The following is a 12,208-nucleotide window of genomic DNA, read 5'->3' as shown; positions in this document are numbered from 1 at the left end:
GAGGAAGTGATGGAGGCGCAAGGCCTGCACGCCAATCGGCTGGCGAACCGCATCAAGCTCAAGGAAGAGCACATCATCACCCGCATGGCCAACATTGCGGAAGGGCTGACGGACGTCATCCGCCTTGGTCGTGGTGATCCCGATCTCGATACGCCAGCCCATATCGTCAAGGCCGGCCAGGATGCGCTGGGCCGCGGGGAAACCCATTACGGCCACCCGCTCGGGTTGCCGGCGCTGCGCAAGGCGATCGCCGAGAACATCAAGGCCTATGGCGGGGCCGATTATTCCCCCGACGAGATCGTGGTGACACCCGGCGGCCAGCACGCCATGTTCGTGATCGCGCTGTCGCTGCTCAATCCGGGCGACGAGATCATCGTGCCATGCCCGGGCTACAACCCGTACAGCCAGGCTGCCGAGCTCTCGGACGCCAAGGTGGTGCAGGTGCGCATGAGCATGGAGACCAACTTCACGCTCACCGCCGAAATGGTGAAGGCCCATATCACGCCGAAATCCCGCGTGCTGGTGCTGATCAACCCCAACAACCCCACCGGCACGGTGACCCCGCCCGACGAGGTCGCCAAGATCGCCCAGCTGGCGATCGAGCACGACCTGATCGTCATTTCCGACGAGATCTATGCGCGCCTGACCTATGGCAACCAGCGCATCCAGCCGGTGGCGGCGCTGCCGGGCATGCGCGAGCGCACAATCACGCTCTCGGGCTTCTCGAAGGCCTATGCGATGACCGGCTGGCGCATCGGCTACTTCGCCGGGCCGCGCGAATTGATCGTGGCGATGGCAGAGGTCAACCACGCCTTCGCGATCTCGACGGCGTCGGTGAGCCAGCATGCCGCGCTCGCGGCGCTGACCGGCTCGCAGGATTGCGTCGAGGAGATGCGCCAGACCTATGACGAGCGGCGCAAGGCGATGTGCGAAGGGCTCGATGCCATCGGCATTCCCTATGCCGAGCCGCAGGGCGCCTTCTATGTCTATGCCAATGTCGCGGCCACCGGCCTGCCGGCCAGCGAGTTCTGCCAGAAGCTGCTCGCCGAGGGCAGGGTGCTTGTCTATCCCGGCACGATCTATGGCGATTACACCGATGATTTCGTGCGCATGTCGCTGACCCAGCCGGTCGCACGCATTCGCGAGGCCATGAGCCGCATCCAGACCGTCGTCAACACAATAAGGGCCGAGCGCAAGGCGCCGGCTGCCTGAGGGAGACTTCCATGTCCGTGAAATCCGACAATCCGAACGTCAAGGGCATCAAGCACATGGCGTTCGCCGTGCGCGACGCCAAGGCCGCGCTCGACGCCTATGCCCGCTTCCTGCATGTGCCCGCCGATACCGCCATCGTGGACTATCCCAAGTCCAAGAACCGCGTGGCGCTCTTCAACCTGGGCGGTATCGAATACCAGCTCTCGCAGTCGCTCGAAGAGGGCGGGCGCTTCGACGCCTGGATCAAGGAGCGTGGCGGGGAAGGCCTGCACCACATCTGCTACGAGGTCGAGAACATCGACAAGGCGCTCGAGCACGCCAAGTCGCAGGGCGCCGATCTGCGCATCTGCAAGGCCTGCGGCGTCTATGGCAGCCATCCGCATCCGGAAGGCTATGTCGCCTTTCTCGACAATGATGCCGGCGGCATCGAGATCGAGTTCATGCAGGTCTACACCCCTGAAGAACTCGAAAAGTATAACGCCTACAAGGGTATCTGAGCATGTCTGAACCGAGGACGATAACCGTCGGATCGGCCGTGGCAGCGCCCGGCCAGGTGGTGCGCGGGGCCATTCCCGTCACCACGCTCGCCGGCGGCACCAAGGTGGAAATTCCCGTCGTCGTGATCAACGGCGCCAAGGGCGGCCCGGTGTTCTGGGTCAACGGGGCCATCCACGGCGACGAGCCGGAAGGCCCGATGGCCTGCGTGCTGGCTATGCGCGAGGTCGATCCGAGCCAGCTTGCCGGCACGCTCGTGCTGGTGCCGGTGGTCAACGTCATGGCGTTCGAGAACGCCAATCGCGGCAATCCGCTCGATACCTTCTCGTTCGACATGAACCGGATCTATCCGGGGCGGCCGGACGGCTACCTCAGCGAGCGCGTCGCCTTTGCCCATTCGGAATGGCTGAGCAAGGTCGCCGACCTCGAGATCTCGATCCATTCGGGCGGGGCGCACTCCTATCTCGCCAAGGCTATCTTCGTGGACGAGACGCCCGCAGCGGTGGAACTCGCCATGGCGATGGGCGAGGGCTGGGGCTGCATCATGAGCAACACCATGCCCAAGGGCTCGCCCATGGCGCAGATGAAGGCGATGGGCAAAACCGGCATCACGGTGGAGCTGGGCGGGCGCTCGGCGACATCACCGGCGGGCTTTGCCAAGGTCGCGCGCGACCTGGCAGATTCCATCATCAACATCCTGCGCCACTACAAGATGTATCCGGGCCAGGCGACCTACCCGACCGATGCCACCAAGGGCCAGCAGGAGCCGCTTCTGGCGCCCGCCTCGGGCATGTTCGTGCCGGCACCGGGCGTCGATTTCCTAAAGCCGATGAAGAAGGGCGATCTCATCGCCACCATCATCAACATCTTCGGGGACGAGCAGGGCAAGCTGGTCGCTCCGGCCGATGGCATGATCTTCGGGCTCCGGGCGCTGGTCAGCGTCAATACCGGGGACTGGTGCTGCTTCTTCAACAAGGTCGAAGGCAAGCGCGCCTGAACGGGCTCGCGCAAGGGGTTGCGGATCGAATGAGTGCTGCTCGCGACTTGGTGGGTTATGCAGACCGGCCGCCGACCATACGCTGGCCGGGCGGTGCCGGCGTCGCGGTCAACTTCGTGATCAACTACGAGGAAGGCACGGAATATTCGATCGGCGATGGCGATGGGCGCTCGGAAGCGGCGCTCATCGAGGTCAACGCTCCGCGCGTGCCGCAGGGCGACCGCGACCTCGCCTCCGAGAGCATGTATGAGTATGGCTCGCGCGTCGGCTATTGGCGGTTGCACCGCCTGTTCGCCGAGCGCGGCCTGCCCGCCACCATCTGCGCGGCGGCGCTGGCGCTCGAACGCAATCCGAAAGTCGCCGCGGCCATCGCGGCGACAGACTGGGACGTGGTGGCGCATGGCTATCGCTGGATCGAGCATTACCGGCTCGACGAGGCGACCGAACGCGAGCACATCGCCAAGGCCTATGAGACGATCGAGCGTGCCGTGGGGCGCCCGCCCGCCGGCTGGTATTGCCGGTACAGCCGATCCCAGCACACGCGCCGGCTCGTGGTCGAGCATGGGGGCTATCGCTATGACAGCGACGCCTATAATGACGAAGTGCCCTACTGGACCGAAATCGAGGGCAAGTCGCACCTGGTGGTGCCCTATTCGCTGGTGACCAACGACGCCAAGCTTTTGGCCTCGGGCGGGATCACGCGGGCCGCCGATTTCGCAGAATTCCTGATCGACACCTTCAACGTGCTGCATCGCGAGGGGCAGACCACGCCGCGCATGATGTCGGTGGGGCTGCATCCGCGCGTCATCGGGCATCCGGGGCGGTTCGCTGCGCTCGAAGCCTTCATCGACCACATCACCGCGACCGACGGTGTGTGGGTCGCAAAGCGCGCCGATATCGCGGCCCATTGGCGGGCGGCGATGCCGCCGGCAGGTGCCGCATGAGCCGCAGCGTGGCGCTTCAGCCCCAGCCTTCCGCCGAGGCCTTCGCGCCGTTCGGCCGTTTCATAACGCGGCCGGCCGCTTATGGTCAGCGCGCCTTCTATTCGGATCAGATGCCGGTCGAAGGGCTGGCGCCGGTGCTGCACACCAATTTCAACCGGCCCAGTGCGCTGCCGGCGACCGTCGCCAAGCTCGAGCGCCATCCGCATGCGGCGCAGGCCTTCATCCCGCTCGACGTGGAGCGCTACATCGTGACCGTCTGCCCCTCGCTCGCCGATGGCAGCCCCGATCTCGAGAAGGTGCTGAGCTTTGCGGTGCCGGGAACGCAAGGCGTGATCTATGCGCGCGGCGTCTGGCATGCCGGGGCCAGCGTGCTCGATCGCGATGGCAGCTTTGCCGTGCTGATGTGGCGCGGCCGGCCCGACGACGACGAATTCCAGGACATCCCCCCGCTGACCCTTGCCGGGAAGGACGCATGACAATGACCAGAACGCCCAAGCTTTTCGTGCCCGCCATCACCCCGTTCAGGCCGGACCTGACGATCGACCGCGAGCGGTTCATAGCCAACAGCAAGGTGCTGCTCGCCGATGGCGCCGATGGGCTGGCACCTTTCGGCACGACCAGCGAAGCCAATTCGATGTCGGTGGCCGAGCGGATCGAAATGCTCGAAGCGCTGGTCGAGAGCGGCATTGCCGCCGACCGGCTGATCCCCGGAACGGGCTGCGCGGCGCTGACCGATAGCATCGCGCTGACGCGGCATGCGGTGCAGCAGGGCTGCCTCGGCGCGCTGATGCTGCCGCCCTTCTACTACAAGGGCGTGCCCGAGCAGGGGCTGGTGGACAGCTATTCGGCGATCATCGACGGGGTGGCCGACAGCCGGCTCAGGATCTACCTCTACCACATTCCCCAGATGACCGGCGTGCCGATCACCCTCTCACTGATCGAGGCGCTGATGAAAAAGCACCCCGGTATCTTCGTGGGGCTCAAGGACAGCTCGGGCAACTGGGACAATACCCATTCGATCATCAAGGCCTTCCCCGAGCTCGAGACCTATTCGGCCTCCGAGGCGCTCGTGCCGCAGAACGTTGCCGCCGGCGGCGCCGGGTGCATCAGCGCCTCGGCCAATGTGAATGCGCGCAACATCAAGGCGCTGATGGCGGCGCTGGGCACGGAACGCGAAGCGGGCATCGCGGCGGGCGTGACCGAAGTGCGCAAGATCTTCGAGGGCTTGCCGCTCATCCCCGCGATCAAGGCCGCCACCGCTGCCCGCCACAAGGACGAGGCCTATGCGGTGGTGCGCCCGCCCTTCGTGCGGCTCTCGCGCGATCATGACGCGGCGATTGCCCGCGCCGTCTCGCTGGCCCACGGCACTGGAGCCTGACCATGGCGCGCGAGGATGGTGCCATCGACATCTCCCGCATCGAGAACGTGCCGTTGCGCGTCTCGGTGGCCGAGATCATCCGCCAGGCGATCGTCGATGGCACGATGAAGCCGGGCACCCCGATCGTCGAAATGGCGCTGGCCGAGCAGCTCAACGTGTCGCGCGCCCCGGTGCGCGAGGCCATCCAGATCCTCGAAGCCGACGGGCTGATCGAAAGCGTCGCCTACAAGGGCAAGCGGGTGAAGCCGCTGACGCTGCGCGAGGTGGAGGAGGTCTACAGCCTGCGCGAGCAGTTCGAAGCCTTCGCCATCCGCAGGATCGTCGAGCGCGGCACCGACGTCTCGGAGCTTCACGCCCATAGCGACGCCATGTTCGCAGCCGCCGAGCGCGGCGATTTCCCCGGCCTGATGGCCGCCGACGAAGCCTTCCACCGCACGCTCATCCGGCTCGCCGACCACAGCCTGCTGCTGGGGCTTTGGGAAAACCTCTATCTGCGCATCCGCCAGATCATGGCGCTGCGCAACAGCGCCAATCGCGACATCCGGCAGGTGGCGGCCAACCATCCGCCGATCATCCGCGCCATCGAAAAGGGCGACATGATCCTCGCCATCTCGCTGATCTCGGACCATACGCGATCGGCCTCGCAGATCGCGCCGAACGAGCTGGGGATCAGCGCATGAGCCGCAACGTGCTGATCACCGGCGCGGGCGGTTTCGTGGGCACATGCCTTGCGGAGGGGCTGGCGCGTGCCGGGCTATCGGTCACCGGGCTCGATGCGCGCTTCGACAGCGCGGCGCGGGCGCGGCTGTCGGGCTCGACGCTCATCGAGTGCGACCTGGCTCAGGGCATGCCCGAGGATCTGGGGCGGTTCGACATCGTCATCCATGGGGCGGCTGTGACCACGAGCCCCGAGGATTTCGGGCTCAGCCCCGTGGCCCATCTCAAGCTCAATTGCGACCTGACGTTCACGGCGCTGGATTTTGCGACGCGCTGCGGGGCGAGCGATTTCGTCTTCATCTCCTCCTCGGGTGTGTTCGGAGCCGACGATGGCGAGGATGTGCTGCTCGAGGACATGGCTGCCACCGCCTCTATTCCCTATGCGCTGGCCAAGCGCGCCGGGGAGATGTTTGTCGAAGGCCTGTCCGGGCCGGCGATGCGTGCCATCTCGATCCGGCTCGGGCCGATCTATGGCGAGGCCGAAGCGGTGCGCGAGACGCGGCGCAACCTGTCGCCCATGCGCCGCTGGATCGATGCCGGGCGTCGCGGCGCGCCGGTGATGGTGGAGAGCCCCGCCTCACATCGTGACTGGACCTATGGGCCCGACCTGCCGCATGCTCTGCTGGCACTGCTCGATCGAGAGCCGGCGATCAGCGGCGTCTACCACCTCACCTCGGGGGAGGCGATCGCAGACATGGACCTGGCAAGACGCATAGCCGCCGCCTTCGACGTGGGTGTCATCGCCCATGATCCCCCGGCCTTTGCCGCGCGCAAGCCGATGTCGAGCACGCGGATCGCGCCCGGCGCGCTCTATGGCTGGACGCCACTCGCCACCGGCCTGTCGCGCATGATGGAGGCGGCCCGATGACCATCCGCATCATTCTGGTGGGCCTCGGGGCCCGGGCGCAGTTCTGGATGCGGGTGATCCGCGACAATCCCGACTGCACCATCGTGGGCATGATCGATCCCTCCGAGGCGGCGCGTGAGCGGGCCAAGGCGCAGTGGCCCGAGGCGGTCGCGTCCGCTGATCTGTCGATCATCGCGCAGATCGAGGCCGACGCCGTGCTGCTCTCGACCCCGCCGGGCGGACGCGAGGCGCAGATGGAGGCGGCGTGCCGGGCGAAGCTGCCGATCCTCGCCGAAAAGCCGCTGGCTGACGATGTCGCCCTCGCCGCCCGCTATGTGGCGATGGCCGAAGAGGCCGGCGTGCCGCTGATGGTGGGCCTCAATTTCCGCTTCCTCGATGTGACGCAGCGCACCTTCCGGCTTTTTGCCGAGGATGTGGGGCAGCCTGAATTCGGCCGCTTCACCTATGAGCGCTGGCGCGACGGGCGGCTGGCGCGGCTCAACAAATATCCCCTCACCATGGACCAGCCCATGCTGTGGGAGCAGTCGATCCACCATTTCGACCTGATGCGCTACGTCTACCGGGCCGAGCCGGTGGAGATCTATGCCAAGACCTTCAACCCCAGCTGGTCGATGTATGCCGACGACGCCAATGTCAGCGCGCTGATCACCTTCGACAACGGGGTGATCGTCAACTATCAGGGGCTCTGGCAATCGGGCTGGCAGGAGCCGGGCTTCACCTGGCGCCATGACTGCACCGGCGGCGTGGTGATGCAGGGCGACCAGTTCGGCCAGCTCAGCTTTGCCCGCCATGGCGATGCGCAGCTGACCCCGGTGGGCCTGCCGCCCTATGAGCAGTGGTATCACGACGCGGTCGCCGTGCTCGCAGCGTTCGTCGCGGCGCTCAAGGGCGAGGCGGAGCTCAAATGCTCGGGCCGCGACCACCTCTCCTCGCTCAGGATGATCGAAGCCGCAATCCTTTCCTCCACGGAGGGGAGGGCGGTTCGGTGCGCCGAGCTCGACACCGTGCCCCGTGTGGGCGCGGCACAGACACCAGCGTCGGCGGGAAGCTGACGATGAGCAAATTCCCCCTTCCATGCAGCACGCATCCCGGCCCGTCCGGCCGGCTGCGGCTTGGGAGGGGGCCAAAGGCGCGGGGCCCTTCGGGTCGTGCGTCCATGCCGTTCGAGTGGGAGGCCTGCCATCCGGGGGATGCCGCACTTTTCGTGCACATCTCCGGGCGTGGTCGAGTGTGCCTTCATGCAAGCCCGTCATGCGGGGATGCTCCGCATGGCCGATTGGAACTGGCGCAAGGGCCCGCCCTTGGGGGGACGGCGCGCCAGATTGACCTCAACAGGGAGTTACCACGATGACCAGACTGAGAAGCCTGCTCCTCGCGGGCGTAGCGGTCGTTGCCGCGCCCATCGCTGCCCAGGCCCAGCCGGCCGCCGACACGATCGTTGTCGGCATCAGCGCCGACATCAATACCTTCGACCCGGCAAACATCTCGAGCCGCGACAATTCCAACATCGCCAAGCATATCTTCGGGACGCTCTATGAGATCACCCCCGAAGGCGAGATCGTGCCCGACCTGGCCGAAAGCTATGTCGAGGCCGAGGACGGCATGTCCTACACCTACACCCTTCGCGAAGGGCTGATGTGCGAGGACGGCGAGGCGCTGACCGCCGAGGATGCCGCCTTTTCGTTCAACCGCGCCGCCGACAAGGCGAACAACTTCACGGGCAATACCCCGGGCTTCGTCTATTCCTCGATCCAGTTCCAGTCTGCCGAAGCGGTCAGCGACCGCGAGGTCAAGATCAATCTGGGCCGCAAGAACCCGGTGTCGTTCGGCCTCATCGCCGAAGTCTTCATCCACTGCAAGGACAGCTACGAGGGCAAGTCGCTCGAGGACGCTGCCGCCAAGCCGATCGGATCGGGCCCCTACAAGCTCGCCTCGTGGCAGCCGGGCAGCCAGGTCGTGCTCGAACGCGTCAAGGAAGACGAAGCCAAGGCCGCCAGCATCATCTGGCGCGTCATTCCGGAAGCCTCGACCCGCTCGGCCGAGCTGATCGCCGGCAATGTCGACATCATCACCAACGTGGCGCCCGACCAGCTCGACGCGGTCAACAACTCCGGCTCGGCCGAAGTCAAGGCCGTGCAGGGCACTCGCCGCATCTATGTCGGCTTCAACCAGAAGGCCGCCTTCGCCGATGCCACCCCGGGCGGCAAGGCGATCCAGGATACGGCGGTGCGCGTTGCCCTGCAGTATGCCGTGGACGTGCCCACCATCTGCAAGCAGCTGCTGAACTTCGAGTGCGTGCGTGCCGACGGGCTGGTCAACCCGCCCAACGACAACCCCAATCTCGAACCCTATCCGTATGATCCGGAGATGGCCGAGAAGCTGCTCGACGAAGCCGGGTATCCGCGCGGCGCCGATGGCACCCGCTTCTCGATCAAGATGCAGGCGCCCCGCGGCCGTTACCTCAACGATGCCAACGTCGCGCTCGCCATCGGCCAGTACCTGACCGATGTGGGCGTCAACACCGAGGTCGAGCTGCTCGAATGGGCCTCGGTCTATGTGCCGCTGATCCGCAGCCATGATGCCGGCCCGATGTTCCTGCTGGGCACCGGCGGTGGCACGTGGAGCCCGCTCTACGACATGACCGACCTGTCGACCCCGACCGCCGGCACCAACTACACCGAGTGGAGCAATCCCGAGTGGTTCGACGGCTGGGCCGAGATCTCGGCTGCCACCACCGACGAAGAGCGCCGCGTCGTCATCGATCGCATGCTCGAAGTCTTCTACAATGATCCGCCGTGGCTGATGCTCTACTTCCAGCCGGACTTCTACGGCGTCTCCAAGCGCGTCGACTTCCAGCCGCGCCGCGACGAAAAAGTCTACCTGTTCGAAACCAACATCGTTTCGGGCGGCTGATCCCGTCACCGGCTTCGCGGGCCCGGTGGGTCCGCGAAGCCTTCACTGCCGCACAGCGCATGCAATCCTGAGGGCTTCCTATGATCAAACGTCTCCTTGCCGTTTCCGGCGTGGCGCTCATGGCGCTGGCCGGCCAGGCGCTCGCCGCGCCCCCCGACAACACCGTCGTGGTGGGCTTTGGCGCCGACGCCTCGACCTTCGACCCGGCGCAGATTTCGAGCCGCGACAACGCCAACATCGCAAAGCACATCTTCGCGACGCTGTTCACCGTGACCTATGAGGGCGAGGTTCAGCCCTATCTGGTCGACAAGACCGCCGTCAGCGAGGACGGGCTGGCCTACACCTTCACGCTCAAGTCCGGCCTCACCTGCGAGGACGGCGAACCGCTGACCGCCGAGGACGTGGCCTATACGTTCAACCGCGCCGCCGACAAGGCGAACGGGTTCACCGGCAACACGCCGGGCTTCGTCTACACCACGCTGGGCTTCCAGTCGGCCGAAGTGGTCGACGAGCTCAACGTCAAGATCAACGTCAAGGCGCGCACCTCGCTGGCGCTGGGCATGCTCGCCCAGGTCTATGTGCACTGCAAGGACAGCTACGAGAAGATGACGCTCGACCAGGCGTCGGCGAGCCCCATCGGTTCGGGCTCTTACCGTCTGGCCTCGTGGGAGCGCGGCTCGCAGATCGTGCTCGAGAAGGTCAAGGATCCGGGCACCTTCGACACCATCATCTTCCGCATCATTCCGGAAGCCTCGACCCGTACCGCCGAGCTGATCGCGGGCAATGTCGACATCATCACCAACGTGTCCCCCGACCAGATCGAGGCCGTGAATGCCTCCGGTACGGCCGAGGTCAAGAGCGTGAGCGGCACCCGCCGCATGCAGATCGGCTACAATCTGGGTGCCGGCGTCGCCGATCTCCCGGGTGCCAAGGAGATCCAGGACCCCAAGGTCCGCTTCGCCCTGCAGTATGCCGTGGACGTGCCCGCCATCTGCGAGCAGCTGCTCGGCGCCACCTGCGAGCGCATGACCAGCCTCGTCAACCCGCCCAACGGCAATCCCGAGCTGCAGCCCATTCCCTATGATCCGGAAATGGCCGAAAAGCTGCTCGACGAGGCCGGCTATCCGCGCGACGCCAATGGCGTGCGCTTCACCATCCGCCTGCAGGGTCCGCGCGGCCGTTACCTCAACGACGCCGCCGTGGTCCAGGCCATCGGCCAGTTCCTGACCGATGTGGGCGTGCAGACCGAAGTCGAGCTGCTCGAATGGGCCTCGGTCTATTCGCCGCTGCTGCGCACCAAGACCATGGGCCCGCTGTTCTTCCTTGGGCAGGGCGGTGTGACGTGGAACCCGCTCTATGACATGAGCCTGTTCTCGACCCCCGACGGGGCCACCAACTACCAGAGCTGGACCGACGAACGCTGGTTCGCCGACTGGGCCCTGGCGCTGGCCGCTCCGACCCCGGAAGAGGCCCGCCCGATCATCAACCGCATGCTCAAGCTCTTCTACGAAGAGGGCCCGTGGCTGATGCTCTACTTCCAGCCGGACCACTATGGTGTGTCGGACCGCATCGACTGGACGCCGCGCCGCGACGAAGAGATCGAACTCTTCAACGCCAAGCTCGCAAGCTGAGACGCTCGCCAGCTGACCTGAAACGTCGCGCGGCCCCGCCGGGGCCGCGCACCCCACCCAAGCCTTGAGGGCCAATTCGCATGACCTTCATCATTCGCCGGCTGCTGCAGAGCCTCGTCGTCATCATTGGCGTGACGCTCATCACCTTCCTGGCGCTGCAGATGAGCGGCGACCCCACCTATCTCTACGTCAGCGAGCGGGCGACGGAAGAAGAGATCATCCAGACCCGCGCGGCGCTCGGCTTCGACCGGCCGCTGCACGAGCAGTATCTGACCTTCATCGGCAAGCTGGTGCAGGGCGATTTCGGCAATTCGCTCTCCTACAAGCGGCCGGCGCTCGGAGCCGTGCTCGAAGCGCTGCCGGCAACGATCGAGTTGACGCTGTTTGCCATGATGCTGGCCATCGTGGTCGCCATCCCGCTGGGCGTGGCCGCCGCGCTCAACCGCGGCACGCCGGTGGATGGCTCGATCATGACCGTGGCCATGGCCGGACAATCCATCCCCAGTTTCTGGCTGGGCATCATGATGATCATGTTCCTGGGGCTGCAAATGCGGTTCCTGCCGATTTCGGGCCATGTGCCGTTCATCATGCCGCTCGTGCAGGGCGATGTGGTGAGGGCCTTCAGCCAGCTGCCGCAGGCGCTCTATTACCTGATCATGCCCGGCTTCGCGGTGGCCTTCTATTCCATCTCGCGCAATGCCCGCCTCGTGCGCTCATCAATGCTCGAAGTGCTGGGGCAGGATTATGTGCGCACCGCCCGGGCCAAGGGCATCAGCGAAACCGCGGTGGTCATTCGCCACGCGCTGCGCAATGCCTGGCTGCCCGTGGTGACGATGATCGGGCTCGAATTCGGCTTCCTCCTCGGCGGCGTGGTCGTGGTGGAGATGGTGTTCTCCTGGCCCGGCATCGGCCGGCTGATCTTCAACGCCATCAACCAGCGCGACATCCCCGTGGTGCAGGCCGCCGTGGTGATCCTCGCCCTCGTCTTCATCACCCTCAACCTCATCGTGGACCTGATCTATGCCAAGATCGATCCGCGCGTGAAACTCTAGG

The 12,208-nt window shown here is 65.7% G+C and carries 12 protein-coding genes; all 12 read left to right on the top strand.

Annotated features, from left to right (window positions below; translation table 11 throughout):
• The first annotated feature begins 9 nt into the window (after positions 1–9).
• The 12 genes from BT183_RS05620 to BT183_RS05565 all read left to right on the top strand — a co-directional run bounded on the left by BT183_RS05620 (position 10) and on the right by BT183_RS05565 (position 12,207).
• Complete coding sequence (locus tag BT183_RS05620; protein WP_072339771.1) at positions 10–1,212, top strand: pyridoxal phosphate-dependent aminotransferase; 1,203 nt, start codon at positions 10–12, stop codon at positions 1,210–1,212.
• Positions 1,213–1,223: 11 nt separating this feature from the next.
• The gene (locus BT183_RS05615; RefSeq protein ID WP_072339769.1) at positions 1,224–1,709 is read left to right on the top strand and encodes a VOC family protein; all 486 of its coding nucleotides are present in this window, start codon (positions 1,224–1,226) and stop codon (positions 1,707–1,709) included.
• Between the two features lie 2 nt (positions 1,710–1,711).
• On the top strand, positions 1,712–2,704 hold the full coding sequence (locus tag BT183_RS05610) for a succinylglutamate desuccinylase/aspartoacylase family protein (protein ID WP_072339767.1): 993 nt from the start codon (positions 1,712–1,714) through the stop codon (positions 2,702–2,704).
• Between the two features lie 29 nt (positions 2,705–2,733).
• Positions 2,734–3,648, top strand: coding sequence for a polysaccharide deacetylase family protein (locus BT183_RS05605; RefSeq protein ID WP_072339766.1), 915 nt, complete (start codon positions 2,734–2,736; stop codon positions 3,646–3,648).
• On the top strand, positions 3,645–4,124 hold the full coding sequence (locus BT183_RS05600; RefSeq protein WP_072341592.1) for an ureidoglycolate lyase: 480 nt from the start codon (positions 3,645–3,647) through the stop codon (positions 4,122–4,124). The genes BT183_RS05605 and BT183_RS05600 overlap by 4 nt, the downstream gene beginning before the upstream one ends.
• A gap of 2 nt (positions 4,125–4,126) precedes the next feature.
• Complete coding sequence (locus BT183_RS05595; protein ID WP_072339764.1) at positions 4,127–5,026, top strand: dihydrodipicolinate synthase family protein; 900 nt, start codon at positions 4,127–4,129, stop codon at positions 5,024–5,026.
• Positions 5,027–5,028: 2 nt separating this feature from the next.
• Positions 5,029–5,706 carry a GntR family transcriptional regulator gene (locus tag BT183_RS05590; protein ID WP_072339762.1) on the top strand — a complete coding sequence of 226 codons (678 nt, stop codon included), beginning with the start codon at positions 5,029–5,031 and terminating at the stop codon, positions 5,704–5,706.
• A complete protein-coding gene (locus BT183_RS05585) occupies positions 5,703–6,611 on the top strand; it encodes an NAD-dependent epimerase/dehydratase family protein (RefSeq protein ID WP_072339760.1) in 909 nt (302 codons plus the stop codon). The genes BT183_RS05590 and BT183_RS05585 overlap by 4 nt, the downstream gene beginning before the upstream one ends.
• On the top strand, positions 6,608–7,663 hold the full coding sequence (locus tag BT183_RS05580) for a Gfo/Idh/MocA family protein (protein ID WP_072339758.1): 1,056 nt from the start codon (positions 6,608–6,610) through the stop codon (positions 7,661–7,663). Before BT183_RS05585 ends, BT183_RS05580 begins: the two co-directional genes overlap by 4 nt.
• A gap of 295 nt (positions 7,664–7,958) precedes the next feature.
• Positions 7,959–9,524, top strand: a complete 1,566-nt coding sequence (locus BT183_RS05575) for an ABC transporter substrate-binding protein (protein ID WP_072339756.1) — start codon at positions 7,959–7,961, stop codon at positions 9,522–9,524.
• A gap of 80 nt (positions 9,525–9,604) precedes the next feature.
• Entirely contained in the window at positions 9,605–11,155 is a 1,551-nt protein-coding gene (locus BT183_RS05570; RefSeq protein ID WP_072339754.1) for an ABC transporter substrate-binding protein, read from the top strand.
• 80 nt (positions 11,156–11,235) lie between these two features.
• Positions 11,236–12,207, top strand: a complete 972-nt coding sequence (locus BT183_RS05565) for an ABC transporter permease (protein WP_072339752.1) — start codon at positions 11,236–11,238, stop codon at positions 12,205–12,207.
• Position 12,208: the final 1 nt, after the last annotated feature.

The organism is Devosia enhydra, from assembly GCF_900119845.1.
Classification (GTDB): Bacteria; Pseudomonadota; Alphaproteobacteria; order Rhizobiales; family Devosiaceae; genus FPKU01.
This window is presented reverse-complemented; position numbering and strand designations above follow the sequence as displayed.